8 protein-coding genes and 1 pseudogene are annotated in these 16428 nt (G+C 54.9%); 3 read left to right on the top strand and 6 right to left on the bottom strand.

What is annotated here, in order from left to right:
* Positions 1-25: 25 nt before the first annotated feature.
* From L855_RS08660 to L855_RS08650, 3 genes are read right to left on the bottom strand one after another with little or no spacing between them, the layout of a single operon-like run.
* Entirely contained in the window at positions 26-589 is a 564-nt protein-coding gene (locus tag L855_RS08660) for a hypothetical protein (RefSeq protein WP_159786831.1), read from the bottom strand.
* Between the two features lie 40 nt (positions 590-629).
* Positions 630-3773 carry an efflux RND transporter permease subunit gene (locus tag L855_RS08655; RefSeq protein ID WP_159786829.1) on the bottom strand — a complete coding sequence of 1048 codons (3144 nt, stop codon included), beginning with the start codon at positions 3771-3773 and terminating at the stop codon, positions 630-632.
* Between the two features lie 3 nt (positions 3774-3776).
* Positions 3777-5321, bottom strand: a complete 1545-nt coding sequence (locus tag L855_RS08650; protein ID WP_159786826.1) for an efflux RND transporter periplasmic adaptor subunit — start codon at positions 5319-5321, stop codon at positions 3777-3779.
* 369 nt (positions 5322-5690) lie between these two features.
* Between L855_RS08650 and L855_RS08645 the strand changes: the two genes are divergently transcribed.
* Complete coding sequence (locus L855_RS08645) at positions 5691-6452, top strand: DUF305 domain-containing protein (RefSeq protein ID WP_246198772.1); 762 nt, start codon at positions 5691-5693, stop codon at positions 6450-6452.
* Positions 6453-6747: 295 nt separating this feature from the next.
* Here the strand turns inward: L855_RS08645 and L855_RS08640 are convergent.
* Positions 6748-9076: pseudogene (locus tag L855_RS08640) on the bottom strand (heavy metal translocating P-type ATPase); the annotation flags it as partial.
* Between the two features lie 220 nt (positions 9077-9296).
* Here L855_RS08640 and rppA point away from each other — a divergent pair.
* Complete coding sequence (rppA, locus tag L855_RS08635; RefSeq protein WP_159786823.1) at positions 9297-9992, top strand: two-component system response regulator RppA; 696 nt, start codon at positions 9297-9299, stop codon at positions 9990-9992.
* Positions 9989-11335, top strand: coding sequence for a two-component system sensor histidine kinase RppB (gene rppB / locus L855_RS08630; RefSeq protein ID WP_159786820.1), 1347 nt, complete (start codon positions 9989-9991; stop codon positions 11333-11335). Before rppA ends, rppB begins: the two co-directional genes overlap by 4 nt.
* 27 nt (positions 11336-11362) lie before the next feature.
* Here the strand turns inward: rppB and cobJ are convergent, their stop codons facing one another.
* Both cobJ and L855_RS08620 read right to left on the bottom strand, forming a co-directional pair.
* Positions 11363-12778, bottom strand: a complete 1416-nt coding sequence (gene cobJ, locus L855_RS08625) for a precorrin-3B C(17)-methyltransferase (protein WP_425500565.1) — start codon at positions 12776-12778, stop codon at positions 11363-11365.
* Positions 12779-12805: 27 nt separating this feature from the next.
* Positions 12806-16360 carry a response regulator gene (locus L855_RS08620; protein ID WP_159786817.1) on the bottom strand — a complete coding sequence of 1185 codons (3555 nt, stop codon included), beginning with the start codon at positions 16358-16360 and terminating at the stop codon, positions 12806-12808.
* Between the last annotated feature and the right edge of the window lie 68 nt (positions 16361-16428).

The raw sequence follows: 16428 nt of genomic DNA, 5'->3' as shown, positions 1-16428 counted from the left end.
GAAAAAACGACGTTGATGTTAGAGTTTATTGGCTGAAGCGGAACCGGGCATTGGTTCGGGTTCCCTCCACTTCGGTTAACATCACGACGGTATAATCTCCTGGAGCCTGGCTGGGAAGAAAGCCAAAATAATGCTCTCCGGGAGCATCATACTCCATAGGAATCTCTAGGTCACTGCCGTCTGGTAACTGAACTTGAGCTGTTACTGTTGCATCAGGAATCGTTCGATGATCGTCTCCGGTTTGCAAATAGAAATCTAGGTGAATGCCAGACCCTTCTGGAATCGGGACAAGTTCTAGATGATAGTCTCCCGTTTCCACCACAGCTCGGCTACGCTCGCTGCCCGCTTGACCGCCATAACTGGGGGTTGAATGGTCATTGGATGAGTCCAGTTCTGGGTGGGATGACGATTCCATATCAACCTCTTGGGGTTGCCCTTCTTGGGGTTGCCCTCCCTCGCTTTCAGTCAGAATTGTGGGAGAATCACCATTGGTAGAATCCTCAGTTGTACAAGCCGTGAGGGTCAAAACACTGGTCAATAAAACCAGCGTGACCATTACGGGCGATCGCCCCAAAATAGAAATTTTCATCGTCAGACCTCATCAAAAATTAATAACGCAGTTGTAACAGTTACCGAGAGCGTCCCGTCTCACCTCCCTGGCTAAGCACTAGAGTCTTTGCAGGAGGCTCCCGCGACGGGAGATGTTGCGGCACTAACCCTCGGCCAAACTGGGCATATAACGCCGGTAACACCAACAGAGTTAAGGCGGTGGAGGTAAATAAGCCCCCCAACACCACGATCGCCAACGGTTGTAAAATCTCTTGTCCCGGGCCGACACCAATGGCCAGCGGTAACATCCCCAACGCAGACGTGAACGCCGTCATGAGAATCGCCGTTAACCGCTCCGTAGATCCCAGAAAAATCACCCGATGCAGGGGCAATCCTAATGCCAATTTGCGGTTATAGTTATCCACCAACAACAGGCCATTGCGAGTGGCCACCCCAAACAGGGTAATAAAGCCAACCAACGAGGCCACCGAAAGAATCCCGCCCCCCAAGGCCACCGAGAGAATTCCACCCACCAAAGCCAAGGGCAGATTTAAGAGAATCATCACTGTGGCGGGGAGCGATCGCACCGTCACATACATCAATACTGCAATCACCGCGATCGCCATCCCCCCAAACAGCAACAAATTCTCCCGAGCGGCTTGTTCCGACTCAAACTGTCCTCCATATTGAATAAAGTAGCCCGGCGGAAAAGTCACCTGTGCTGCAATCGTGTCTTGCATCTCCTCAATCACCGTTCCCAAATCTCGTTCCGCCACATTAGCCGACAGCACAATCAAACGGGAGACATCCTCACGGCGAATCAAATTCGGACCCGTTCCATACTCCACCTGAGCCAATTGTCCCAGGGGAATCCGTTGTCCACTGGGAGTATCAACCGGTAAATCTTGAATCTGACCGAGAGTGTTGCGGGCCTCGGGAGGGAGCCAAACCACAACATCGAGAATCTGTTGGTTCTCTAACACCTGGGACACCACTCGTCCATTGAGGGCGGTTTCCACCGTTTGCGAAAGACTGGCGATCGTCACACCGTAACGGGCCGCCGCCGAACGATTAAACTGAATATGCAATTGACGGATGGGCAATTGCGGGGCTAACTGTAAATCCACCACCCCCTCAATCGAGGCCATCTGCGATCGCACCTCCGTACCCAAGCGGCGCAACTCCGCCAAATCCGGGCCAAAAATCTTCACCGCGATCGCACTGCGAACCCCCGACAACACCTCATCCATGCGGTGAGAAATAAAGCCCCCCACATTCGCCGCCACCCCAGGAACCCGAGCCAACTCCTGGCGCAGTGCTGCCAGCGTCTCGTCCCGGTTCACCATTCCTGCCGCACTCAACTCAATATCTAACTCCGCAAAATTGGAACCCACAATATGGGGATCTCCGGGACTGCGGCCTGATCGCATCTGAATTGTCTCAAAGCGGGGATCCTCCTTGAGAGCCGTTTGAATTGCAAAGCCCGTGCGATCGGTGGCCGCCAGAGAACTTCCGGGAAACAAATCCAGCGACACCACCAGCGATCGCTCCTGAAACTCCGGCAAAAACACCCGTCCCAAACTCGGCAGCACGACCAACGCCGCCACCAAGGCCGCCCCCGCCCCAAAGAGAATCCAGGCCGGCCGATTCAGCACCATTAACAGCAGCGGACGATACAGCCGTTGACTGCTGCGGGCCATCCAGGTCTCGTCATCGGGTAAAGGACAATTGGCCAGTAAGAGGGCACAGAGCGCCGGGGAGAGGGTTAACGCCACCAAACTTGAGGCAAAAATCGCCAGCAAATAGGCAATCCCCATCGGGGCAAAAATCCGTCCTTCAACCCCCGTTAAGGAAAAAATCGGCGCAAAAATGACCGCAATAATCACCGTGGAAAACAACACACTGGTGCGCACCTCCACCGAGGTTTCATAGACCACCTGTAACGGCGTTTTCGGATTGTCCGACTGTTGATTGTGTCGTAAGCCCCGATAACAGTTCTCCATATCCACAATCGAATCATCCACCACTGAGCCGATGGCCACCGCCAATCCGCCGAGGGTCATGGTATTGACCGTTAAGCCGAAACCATTGAGCAGCATTAAACAGATCAAGAGGGACAGGGGAATTGCACTGAGGGTAATCAGGGCCGTGCGCCAGTTCATCAGAAACAGCAGCAAAATCACAGAAACAATCACAATCCCATCTCGTAGGGATTGGCTGACATTGGTAATGGACGCTTCGATAAAATCCCCTTGGCGGAAGCTACGGCGAATCGTGACATCCTCAGGCAAACTGAGGCGGATTTCCTCCATCGCGGCTTCTACCGCTTCCGTGACTTGCAGCGTATCCGTCAGAGGTTGCTTGTTAATCAACAGCACCAACGCCGGTTCCCCATTGAGACCCCCATTCCCCCGCTTAAGAGCTGCCCCGAGCTGGACTTGAGCCACATCCCCCACCCGGATCGGACGACCCTGGCGGCTGCTGATAACCGCCTCTCGTAAATCGTCCAGGTCCTGAATCCGTCCTAGGCCACGGATGAGCAATTCCTGATCGCTATCAATTAAGAAGCCTCCCGGAGCGTTCTGATTGGCGGCGGCCACGGCTTCGCTGACGGCCTCTAAACTAACTCCCAAAGCGGTGAGTTTCTCCGGATCCACCCAAACCTGATATTGAGGTTCATCTCCCCCAAAGAGAGTAATTTGGGTCACACCGGGAACCGCCAGCAGTCGGGGTTTGACCTGGCGATCGACCTGTTGCCATAACTCCATCAGGGAGGTGTCCTCAGCGGTGATGGCATATTGCAGAATAATGCCCAGGGGGGAGTTGAGGGGCGAGAGGTGGGGCATTTCACTGCCCTCAGGGAGCTGATCTTGGACTTGTTGAAGTCGCTCGGTAATCAGTTGTCGAGCTTGGTAGACATCTGTATCCCAGGAGAAAATCACCTGCACCGCCGAGGTTCCGGCAATGGACGTCGATCGCACGGTGGTCACCCCCGCAATCCCATTCATGGCCCGTTCAATGGGGAGGGTGATGAGGGCTTCGACATCTTCGGGGGCTAATCCTGGGGCCTCCGTTTGGATTTCTACTTGTGGGGGGGCGAAGTCAGGGAAGACATCGAGAGGCATCTGGCGCAGGTTGTAACTGCCGATGAGGCTTAGGAGAACGGCCAGGATGACAATGATGACCCGATGGGCGATCGACCAATGGAGAATGCGGTTAAGCATCACTTAGTTCCTCCCCACGGTTTCTCGGGATTCTGACTCCTCCTCGGGCTGCTCTAGGACATCCTCTAGGGTAATGGAGCTTGGGGAGACATCCCGGCGAGATCCCCGCCCCAGGGCAAAGGCCACAACGACGAGGGTTCCGGCCCCGACGAGGAACCAGGTAGACGAGCCTGAGCCGTCCTCGGATGACGCGTCTGGTTCATGGTCATGGTCATGGTCTGGAACAGGCCCATCCCCACCCCGCAAGGATTGGGCATAGAGTTGTAGCGCGCCCTGAACAACGACCTGATCCCCCTCAAACAAACCACGCTCAATGACGATGCGATCGCCCGCCGTGTCGCCGGTGGTGACCTCCACCGGTTCAAAGCGATCGCCATTTTGTACAAAGACCATCTCTTGAGCGTTGGCCTCAACCACAGCCGTGCTGGGAACCGTGAGAACGGCCTCTGAGGTGCGATCGGTTAGAATCTCCAACTCGGCAAACAGTCCTGGCTTGAGGGAGTCACTGCGATCGCTTAATTCAGCGGTCACAGGGAGGGTGCGGCTGTCGGGGTTAATGGCAGACCCTATAATCGTCACCCAACCCTGAAACACCTGTCCCGGCTGACTGGCGACGGTAACCCGCACCCCTTGTCCCTCAGAAATCTCAGCGATATCCCGTTCGTGAACATCCGCCGTCACCAACAGGCGTTCTCCATTGATGATCTCCAACAAAGGGGTAACCGCCTCTTCGACCGTTTGCCCCTGGCTCACGTGACGCTGGGCAATTGTTCCCGAAATGGGAGCAGTGACGGTAACTCGTCCTTGGTCATCGGCGGGACTGTTGAGTTGTTCGAGACGACTGTCATAGGCGCGGCTGCTGAGATTGAGTTGGGATTGAGACTGTTCCACAGCCGATTGGGCGCGATCAAGGTCGGCTTCGGCTTCTAAGAGGTCTTGACGGCCCTGAGCGCGGCTGAGTTGATGACGCGCTTGGGCTAACTCGGCTTGGGACTGTAAAACTTGTTGCTGGGGAATCGCCCCCGCTGCGGCCAATTCGCGATCGCGGTCATAGCGTTCTTGGCTTAATTGCACCTGACGTTCAGCGGCGTCAATTTCTGTTTGGCTAATCTGCTGCTGTCGCTCATAATTGCGTTGAGCTAAGGTGAGGCTGGCTTGGGCCTGGCGCAGTTCCCCGTCGCGCTGAATTTGTTCTTGTTGCGATCGCACCCGTAAATCAATCAACTCGGGGGCTTTCACCACCGCCAGGGCTTGTCCTTGAGCCACCCAATCCCCCGGCTGCACTAATAGTTCCACTAAGGCCCCATTAACGGGGGCATTGACGGAAACTCGGCGGTTGGGTTCGGTTTCAATCTCGGCGGTGGTCTGGATCCCCAGTTCCAAAACCTGCCGCTGCACCGGTTCGATGACTAATCCCAGTCGCTGTTGCGTCTCGGCATCCACCTCAATCCCCTGATCGGGCGTTGTCGTCATGGGCGAGTCTAGCTCAAATTCCGCGCCATGATCATGGCCGGGGTGAGCCAAGACCTGGGCCGGCCAAGCCAGCATGAGAGACACGAAAAGGCTGGACAAACAGCGTTGCATAGAGACTGGGGAGTAATCAGGCATCATGGCGATATTGAGGCAGGTGGCCTATACAAAATCGGTTAACAACCTCACCATGAGAGCTTAGCAAGACCAAATAAAATTGCCATGAAATTTGCTGTTTACTGTTAGTAAACCCTTAAGCGATCGCCCCCCATTCGCTGAGCTAATCCTGTCTCCTGTTGACCGCCAATTCATTCATCTGGGGTTGACTTTTTATATTATTTAGGTATTTATAATAAGTGGGACTGGGTTGGGGCTGTATTGTCCCCGTTTTGGGTGTATTGTCCCCCTCAACCCCAGGCTTTGAAACGATAGTTAGGAGAGCGACTCATGATACGACGCAATAATCTTTTTTGGGGAATAGCGGTAGCGGGTCTATTACCCTTAGGTGGCTTGCTAGGGGGGTGCGCCGAGGAACCCCAAGATACGGCCGCCGGTGATCCCAATGCCATGATGGAAGACCATGAAGACATGATGAATGGTCATGAAGGCATGACGGATGACCATGAAGGTATGATGAATGGTCATGGATGTATGGTGGATGACCACGAGTGCATGATGGAGGCCCACGAGGACATGATGCACGATATGGATCTCGGACCCGCCGATGCTACCTATGATTTACGCTTCATCGACGCCATGACTGTGCATCATGAAGGGGCAATTGTGATGGCTGAGGCCGCGTTAGAAAACTCCGAGCGAGACGAAATTATCCAGTTGGCGACGGACATTATTTCCGAACAGGAGCGGGAAATTGCCCAGATGCGGGAATGGCGAGAAGAGTGGTATCCTGAGGCTCCCGAAGAACCGGTTATGTACCATGAGGAGATGGACCACGACATGGCCATGAGTGATGAGATGGCTGCGGCCATGCGCATGGATATGGATCTCGGACCGGCAGATGAAGAGTTTGACTTGCGCTTTATCAACGCCATGATTCTCCACCATGAGGGCGCTGTTGAGATGGCCCAGGACTTACAGGAAAAGAGCGATCGCTCTGAAATGCAAGACCTCGCCGACGACATCATTAGTGCTCAGCAGGCTGAAATCGACCAAATGGAAGCTTGGCGACAGGAGTGGTATGACCTGTAGGGAGCAGGTTAGACCATTTGTTGAGACAGTTTGCAACTCTCAATGCCATGAGAACTGTCTCACGAGAATAGTCGGGAGATTGGAAGCCCCGCCTCTTCAGAGCGGGGAGGAAAATTGACATTTGTTGAGTTAGAGTTTGTCAACTCTTAGATGGCTCTTCAAACGTCAATCGCTTCAGCAGCATCGAGTTGCCAATTACTGAGAGCGAACTGGCGGTCATAGCCACCACCCCAATCATCGGATGCAGGAGACCCAAAGCCGCGATGGGAATCGCTAATAGATTGTAGATGGAGGCCCAAAACAGGTTCTGCACGATTTTGCCGAAGGTGGCCCGGGAGAGCTGAAACACTTCGTTTACCTTGGAGAGTTCCCCCTGTACCAGGGTGACATCAGCGGCCTCGATCGCCACATCGGCCCCAGCCCCGATGGCAATGCCTACATTTGCCTGGGTCAGGGCGGGTGCGTCGTTAATACCGTCACCCACCATGGCCACCTTGCCATGTTTGCGCTGTAAGTGCTTGATGGCGTCCACTTTACCCTCGGGTAGCACCCCCGCCAGCACCCGGTCAATCCCCACTTCGTTGGCGATCGCCTGGGCGGTTCGTTCGTTGTCGCGTCACCATCACCGGGGTAATTCCCTGGGCTTTAAAGCTGGCAATGGCTGCTTTAGAGTCAGCCTTGACCGTATCCGAAACGGCGATCACCCCAGTGGCTTGGTCGCCAATAGCCACGGCCATGGCAGTTTTGCCCTGGGCCTCTAGCTCAGCCAGGGCGGCTTCGAGGGGTTGGGGAGAGATCCCAGCCTCCTGTAGCAGGCGGCGACTGCCCACCCGTACTAGCTCACCCTCGACCAATCCCTGCACCCCTCGGGCGGTGAGGGACTGGAACTGACTGACGGTGGGAATCTCTATCCCTTCGTCTCGGGTTCCCTGGACAATCGACTGCCCCAGGGGATGCTCGGAGCCTGCTTCTACACTGGCGGCGGCCCGCAGTAACTGCTGTCGGGACAAGTTGGATCCAATCACTTGTACATCGGTTAGGGCCGGTTTCCCCTGGGTGATGGTGCCGGTTTTATCCAGCACCACCGTGCGAATATCCTTCATCACTTGAATCGCGTCCCCAGAGCGAATCAGCACGCCCCGTTTGGCCCCCATGCCAGAACTCACCATCAAGGCGGTGGGAGTGGCTAACCCTAGGGCACAGGGACAGGCAATCACCAGAACGGCGATCGCAGCCAAAATTCCCAGCAGCCACGAATTCAATGTTGGATCCACCCAAGGCAGAAAGCTCGCACCCCACTCTAAAATTGGCCGTAGAGTCTCGGCAAAAAACCACCACCCTAGTAGAGTGAGTAAGGCAATCCCCATCACTACCGGCACAAAATAGGCCGTGGCCTGGTCAGCAAATTCCTGAATTGGCACCTGGGAGCCTTGGGCTTCCTTCACCAGGCGAATCACTTGGGACAAAAAGGTATCTGACCCCACTCGGGTGGCTTTGACCTGCAACAGCCCTTCCTGGTTCAGGGTTGCTCCCATTACCATCTCCCCTGGCCCCTTTTCCACCGGCACCGATTCCCCTGTGGCTAAGGATTCATCGATGTGGCTTGTGCCCTCCACAATCTCCCCATCGGTCGGAATTTTCTCCCCAGGACGCACCACCATCACATCCTCCACAGCCAACTCCTGCACGGGCACCTCCACCTCGTCCCCGTTCCGCAGGACCCGCGCGGTCTTAGCTCCCAAGGTCAGCAATGCCCGAATCGCTTGAGAAGCCTGCCCCTTGGCCAGGGTTTCTAGATAGCGTCCCAGCAGATGAAAGGTCATGATGGTGGAGGCCATCTCCATAAATGAGGTCATGGGATAGACAAACCCCACCAACCCAATCAGGTAGGGAGGTAAACTGCCCATGCTGATCAGCACATCCATATTGGCGGTGCGATTGAGCAGGGATCGTTTCGCTGAGCGATGGGTGCTGGCCCCCGCCACAAACACCACTGGAAAGGCCAGCACTGCCACAATCAACAAATAACCCGGAATCTCGACCCACAACATATGCACCAGCATCAGCCCCATGATGATCGCTGTGGGAACCGCCGCCAGGGTCAGCTTACCCTTGGCCGCCTTGAGATAGGCCGTTTCGATGTCCTCATCTGCTGCCTCAGGTTCTCCTACTGGGGCTACCTGGGCTACCTCATAGCCCGCCTGCTCTACCGCCTGGCGCAAGGCATCGGCCCCCACCTGTTGGGGGTCAAAGCTGACCAGCACCTGCCGATCCGGCACCCGAGGTTGGATCTCACTCACGCCCGCTAACCGCTCCAGGGAGGTACGCACCAGCCCGGCACAGTGGTTGCTGCCCATCCCCGGCACGGTCAAGACCAACTGTTGGCCTTCAGTAGCACTGCGTACCTGGGCAACGTCATAGCCTGCCTGTTCCACAGCCTGGCGCAAGTCTTCAGGGGTCAACTGCTGGGCGTCAAAGGTCACTGTTACTTCATGGTCAGTAATTTGAGTGCGCACCTGGCTCACCCCATCGAGGCGATTCAGAGAGGTGCTGACCAACCCGGCACAGTGGTTACTCCCCATGCCTGGCACAATCAATATGGCTGTTTGGGTAGCTGATCTCATGGCGATGTTTTCTGTAAAGGACAACTAGGCTTTAGCCTGGAGCAGTGGGGCAATAAGGGGAGTGTGACCTAGATTTAGAAGTGATTTAATGATATATTGAAAAGCTGAAAAACCCATACAGAGTCGGTTAATTACCTCTCTCTGGGAACTTAGCAAGGTCAAATAAAATTGCTATGAAATCCGCGTCCGGGTGTCAGCTAAACCTCAGACTCTTACGGTTATGCGAATCCTATTAGTCGAAGATGAACCCGATCTCGGCGCAATTCTCGAACGACTGTTAGTTCGGGAAAAATACGTGGTGGATTGGTTGCAAGATGGAGACACCGCTTGGGAGTATCTGCAACAGGGTTGGACCCATTACGCGGTAGCCATCCTGGATTGGCTCTTACCGGGGTTGTCGGGACTCGAACTCTGTCAACGGTTACGTCAGCAAAACAACAGTCTGCCGGTGTTGATGCTGACGGCAAAAGACCAGGTCGCCGATAAAGTGGCAGGACTTAATGCTGGGGCGGATGATTATCTCGTCAAACCTTTTAGCAATGCCGAATTGTTAGCACGGGTGCGGGCCTTACAACGGCGATCGCAATCCCTAAAACCCCAGCACCTGACCCTCGGTAACCTTACCCTAGACTATGGAACCTTCAGCATTACCCTCCGCGATGCCCAAGGACAGTCTCACGCTATTGCTTTGACCGCTAAAGAGTTTCAGCTTTTAGAATATCTGATGCAGCATCCCAATCAAATCCTCAGCCGCGATCAGATTATGAATCAAGTCTGGTCCATGCAAGCTAACCCCACCAGTAATGTGGTTCCGGCACAAATGCGGCTGCTACGACGGAAACTCAGACAGTACCACGGTGAAGGGTTAATTGAAACCGTGCATGGCATTGGCTATTGTCTACGGGTTCCTCAATGAATCGCCATCACGTCTTTTTGCTGACTCGGCAACGTCTAGCAGGACTGTACACCCTGATCATGGGGGTAATTTTAAGTCTCTGTGGTCTAGGATTCTATACCGTCCTGGCTCAAGACCATTGGCTCTCCCTCAATCGTAAGTTAGGGAGCGTGGCGGGAACGCTTCATGATGGTATCGAACCGGCGTTAGAAGAACCGGGACAGATTGAACCGATGATTCAGGATTTTCTGCCTGGATTAGTTTGTGTGCGTGAGCTGGATTGTTTCGAGTCCTCTTCCCTTGGGGAACGGCATCTGGCGGGTGTGGTACAACAGGACGACTACTATATCCGTTTGGTAGATCCCTCGGGTCAACTCATTGCCACGGTGGGGCAAGCGCCAGAACTATTGGCAGATGGTTTCGGGGTCGATCCCTGGATGACGATTGTCACCCCTGAGGGAACCTCCTATCGCCAAGTCTCCGTATTTTTGAAAACTCAGTCTCAAGATCCCTGGGGGTATATCCAAGTCGGACAATCTCTGAATGAGTATGAGGCTCGGTTGAGGCGCATGGGTTGGACATTGCTGATTGGTTTACCCCTAGGATTACTGGGGGTTGCAGCGGCCAGTTGGTGGCTGGCCGGGGTGGCCATGAAACCAGTTTATGACTCCTATCGTCAGGTGCAGCAGTTTACCGCTGATGCCGCTCATGAATTGCGCACCCCCTTAGCGGCGATCGCCTCCACGGTAGAGTTTAGCCTCGGGGAACCCCATCTATCCCAGCAGGAGATGGGTCATACCTTAGGAGTGATTGAGCGCCAAACCAGTCGTTTGGGGAATTTAGTTCGGGACTTGTTATTGTTGTCTCGCATTGACTTACAGATTGAGCGAGTTTCCCAGACCCGTTGTGACGTCAACCTACTGGTGGATGAAGTCTTGGAAGAGTTTGCCGCCTTGGCCATTGCCAGCCAGGTACAGTTAAAGCGTCAGGGACGCAGCGACCCTCTCTGGATTTGGGGCGACGAGGAACAGTTATATCGTCTGTTTGCCAATCTCGTTGCCAATGGCATTCAATACACCCAGGAGGGAGGAACAGTGACCACGAGCGTGCAACAGCATGACGGCCTAATCCAGATTAGAGTTGAAGATACAGGAATCGGGATTCCCCCAGACCAACAGCAACGCATTTTTGATCGCTTCTACCGAGTACAGGGCGATCGCTCTAGGCACAGCGGCGGTTCCGGCCTAGGATTAGCCATCGCCCAAGCCATCGCCTCAACCCACAAGGGAACCTTAACCGTCAAAACTCAAGTCGGCCAAGGCAGTTGCTTTACCGTCCACCTCCCAGAGCACCCCAAAACCTAAACCCCCCTCTTGGCTACTGCCTACTGCCTACTGCCCACTGCCTATTGCCTTCTTCCCATAACACCGAGGCGTATACACCCAGGGCAGCTTCTCCCCTCGTTGCACCTGGCGCGTCTGACTCGATCCGATTAAAATCACCGTCCGCATATCCGCATCAGCAGCCGTCAACTCCCCCAAAGGTTTGACCCTCACCTGTTGCCCCGATCGCCCCAAATTGCGAGCCAAAACCACCGGCGTTGAGGGCGATCGCCACTCCAGAAGCAGCTCCCGTGCCCGGTCCAACTGCCAAATGCGCTGCTTAGAAACGGGATTGTACAGGGCGATGGCAAAATCTCCCTGGGCCGCTGCTTGCAGCCGTGACTCAATCACCGACCAGGGTTTGAGAATATCCGACAGGGACATGACCACAAAATCATGACCCAGCGGCGCACCCACCTGAGCCGCCGCCGCCTGCATGGCAGAAATTCCCGGACAAACTTCAATCTCCACTTGTTGCCAATCCGGGTTCTTCCCCGTCTCCAACACCTCAAATACGGCCGCCGCCATGGCAAAAATCCCCGGATCTCCCGAGGAGACTAACACCACCCGTCGCCCAGTCGAGGCCAAATCCAAGGCCTGACGAGCGCGATCGCCCTCCACCCGATTCTCAGACTCATGACGCTTAATCGAGGGCAATCGCAGGGATTCCACGAGATTGAGATAGGTCCGATAGCCCACCCAGTCTGTCGCCTCTAGCAAGGTTCGTCGCACCTGGGGAGACATCCACTCAGCACAGCCAGGGCCCGTCCCCACAATCGCCAAACGCCCCTGTTCTGGCAGTTTCTCATAGACCAAACAGCGTTCCGTGGGGGTCACCGGACCCGTCTCATGGGGTCGCACCATGACGGTTAACTCTCCCGACTCTGACCACGGTAACTGACTCGACTCTAGCCAGGCCGCTTCTCCCACCTGGCGCACCGTCGCTCCCCCTAGGACTTCAGCAATAAACCCCTTAGCCTGGTCCGGGTCGTTGAGTAAGCGATAGCCCCGAGGTGGCGAGAGCAGAGTGGTCTGAAAGCGAATCTCACCACTGGCGGTAATGGCCGGGGACACCTGCAAAACTTGGGCAATTTGACGGGCCAGGTCATTCACCCCCTGTAGGCCCCCCAGCAGAGGAACCACCGCACTCCCATCTTCGGCGATCGCCAACACGGGGGGATCTTCGGCTTTATTCCCCAACACCGGGGCCAGGGTGCGAATGAGAATCCCCGCTGCACAAATGCCAATAATGGGGATTCTCTGTTCAAACAGCGATCGCAGCGTCGGCCCAAACTCCGAAAACGAGACATCCACCCCCGTTGTACGGCGGTCTAGACCATAAATGACCCCATCAGCACAACCCTGGGCCACCTGACGCGCCAGAGACACACTGGTCTGATTTAAAACAACAATGGCAACAGTCATGATGGTAACAGCAAGGCATTCAACAAATCACTCATTATCCAGGGGGTTGAGGGAGAACGCAAGCACCGTTTCATCAATCCCCTTGAGATGGAGGGGGCGAAACTTGGTAATCTCCGACTCTTGCAAATAGTCCGCCACCGCCGCCGAAACCAGAATGCGTCCCGGTTGGGCCACCTCCTGAAGCCGCGCCGCGATATTCACACTGGGGCCAATGGCCGTATAGTCCGATCGCTCCTCGCTGCCAAACATCCCCACCACCGCCGTTCCTTGGTGAATCCCACAACGGAATTGGACTGGGGTGAGTCCTTCGTTCATCCATTGAGCATTTAGGGCATCCAAGCGCTCATACATCTGGCGGGCCGCTAGAATCGCTTGCTGTACCTGAACCTCCGGTTTCATCTCCTCCGGAGCGCCAAAAATTGCCATCACCGCATCGCCAACAAACTTATCGACCGTTCCCCCCGCCTGAAAAATCACCTGACTCATCGAGGATAAATACTGATTTAAGATTTGGGCCACCCGGCGCGATCGCAACTGATTTGCCATCTGAGTAAAGCCAACAATGTCGGTAAACACAATCGTCACTAACCGAGGTTCTGGGGCCAGATTTAGTTGTAATTCCCCCAATCGCGCCTTCTCCACCAACGCCGGGGGCAAAAAGCGTGTCAACACCGACTGGGTTAAATAGCGATTGAGGTCCTTAATCTGTCGCTCCTGTGCCTTCAGCGCCAATAAATTCCGCACCTGAGCCAGTAACTCCCGGTCATTAAAGGGTTTAGATAAGTACGCATCTGCCCCTTGTTCGACACTTTCGAGACGGGTTTCTTCATTGGCTTTGGCAGTCAACAAAACAATTGGCGTTCCCTGTAACTCAGGGTCCTGGCGAATCGTCGCAATCAAATCCAACCCCGACACCTTCGGCATCATTAAATCGGTAACAATAGCATCTGGGTGATGCGATCGCGCCATGAGAATCCCCTCCTCCCCATTACTGGCCAAAAGCACCCCATAGCCAGCATCCTGTAACACCCCAGCCACATAAACCCGTAAATCCCCATTGTCCTCAACAAATAGCACCGTCACCTTATGTCCAAATGGGTCTACCTGCGTCATCTGGGGTGACGTTTCAGAGTCCATCTGGGAGTCCAGGGTTGTAGAGGTTCCGGTCAAATCTGCCGTTGGCGTTGAGGAGGCGGCCACCTCCGTTTCGAGATCCGCTAACTCCACACTGATGCGATGTCCTTCGAGAGTGGTGCCGCTCTCCAGCAGACAAGCCTCCGGCAAATGGGCCGTTCCTTGGCGCAGTTCCACCCGAAAACAACTGCCGACTCCTAACTCCGACTCAACCCAAACCCGGCCACCATGGAGTTCCACCAACTCCTTCACCAAGGCCAACCCCAGACCACTCCCTTCATAGGCGCGATCAACTGCACCCTCGGCCTGATAGAAGCGATCAAATAACTGGGGAATGCGATCGCCCCCAATACCAATCCCCGTATCTTGCACCGTCACCAAGACGCGATCGCCCTGAGTTTCTACAGCTCGGCTACGCTCGCTGCCCACCCGAACCTGAATCTCGCCCCCGGCTGGGGTAAACTTCATGGCATTGGACAAAAGGTTGTAGAGTACTTTTTCAAACAAGTCCAGATCCAGATAAACATGGACATTTGGCTCTAACTCCTGTTCCAAGCGAATTTGCTTGCGTTCACAATAGGGGCGAAAGGCTTGTAAAATTTGCCCCACCAAGCCACCCACATCACAGGGGGCAAACTTGGGTTGCATCCGTCGTTCATCCAATCGTTGTAAATCCAGCAGTTGATTGACCAGACGCAATAGACGACGACAATTGCGTAGGGCAATCTCGGCCCGCTCCAAGGGTAAATCCTGCCCTTGACTCACCGCAGCCTCTAGAGGGCCCATCATGAGAGTTAGGGGAGTGCGGAACTCATGGGAGACATTCTGAAAAAACTCCGTCTTTTGGCGATCGAGAATCAGCAGCCGTTCCGCCTGTTGGCGAGTTTTCTGATAGAGTCGCGCCTGTTGCACGGCGATCGCCGCCTGAGCCGCCACCGCCTGAGCCAAGGCAATATCCTGACCATGCCAGGCCCGAGGACGATCATTTTGTCGCAAGGAAATACTGCCGATAATTTGGCCATCGCAGAGCAAAGGCACCACCAGCAGGGCCCGAGCCGGATGGTGAAAGGGTTGATAATTCTGATTCCAGGTCGGCTGGGCCCTCATATCGGGAATCACCACCGGTTCCTGAGTCTCCAAGAGATGCTGAAGCACCAAATTTCCCTCAATGGGAACTAGGGATTGAGGCAAAAATCCTTCACGGCCTTCCTCTTGTTGCCGCTCATATAAGCCCACACATTCAACAAACTCATCCTCCTGAGTCCAGAGGGAGAGGGCGCAGCCGTCAACCTTTAGAGCATAGCCGAGTTGTTCCGTAATCGCCGCAAAAATATCCTGGGGATTGAGACTCGAACGGATGGCGGTGGTAATCGTATTGATGAGGGCCTCTCGTTGGGCCAGGGTTTGCATCATCTCCAAGGTTTTGGACTGAGCAAGGGTCAGGGCCGCCTGTTCGGCTACCATCACCACCAATTGCACCTCATCATCCTGCCAAACCCGCACCCGGCTGCATTGATGTAACGCCAGCACCGCCACCAAGGCAAATTCTCCCGGTCCCCCAGTCCCCGGCTCTATGACCCCATTGAGTTGGGCTGGTGGGCGGTATAGGGGGGCGCTCAGAGGCACAATGACACTGGAGCGAATGTCAGCATATTCATAGGCCTGATAGACTCGTTCTCGGCTGAGAAGGCGCTCATCCTGGGTGACATCGTTCATGACCACAATCTGGTCCGTTTCCCAGAGGGTTTGGGCCAAGCGGGGGTCTAAGTCAGTTTTTCGATCCCCGTCGCCGTTACGTTGCTTCAGATGAGCCGGTAACGTGGCGCCGGCATAGCCGAACCATTGCGATCGCGCAACGGGAGCAGCATCAAGACTCAATCCTGGATCATCACAGGTGCGCAGAATGCAACAACTGGCCTCGAACATCTGCCCCATGGTTTCGACAATGGTTTGCAGAATTTGTCGATAGTTGGTGCGCGAGCGAATCGTGTTGGTGACGGCATTCAATAACGACTCTTGCCGTAGAGTCCGACAGAGTTGTTCCGTGCGCGTTCGCAAAACATTATGAGTATCCACCGCCTGGCGCACCACCGTCCGCAACTCATCCACATGCCAAGGTTTGGTGACATACTTGAACACCTTGCCACTGTTGATGGCCTCGACTAAATCATCCACATCGGTATAGGCGGTGACCAAAATCCGGATCATATCGGGATATTGCATCGCCGTCAGACTCAGGAACTCCGTTCCCGTCATCTTGGGCATTCGCTGATCCGAAACAATCACCGCCACATCTTGGACTTGGGCAAGAATTTGCAGCGCTTCGCGCCCACTCGATGCTCTGAGGACTTCATACGTCGGGGACAGAACGCGATCGAGTAGGTCAAGGTTGTCGGGTTCATCATCCACGACCAGAATTTTAGCCGGGCAGCGGGGGCGATCTATCATTCAGGAGAGGCAGTAGGCAGTAGGCAGCAGGCAGTAGGGGGGGAAGGCAAGAGGCAAGGGGCAATAGG

Source organism: Sodalinema gerasimenkoae IPPAS B-353 (genome assembly GCF_009846485.1).
Classification (GTDB): Bacteria; Cyanobacteriota; Cyanobacteriia; order Cyanobacteriales; family Geitlerinemataceae; genus Sodalinema; species Sodalinema gerasimenkoae.
The sequence above is the reverse complement of the archived record's forward strand: the minus strand, read 5'-3'. Positions and strand labels throughout refer to the sequence as shown.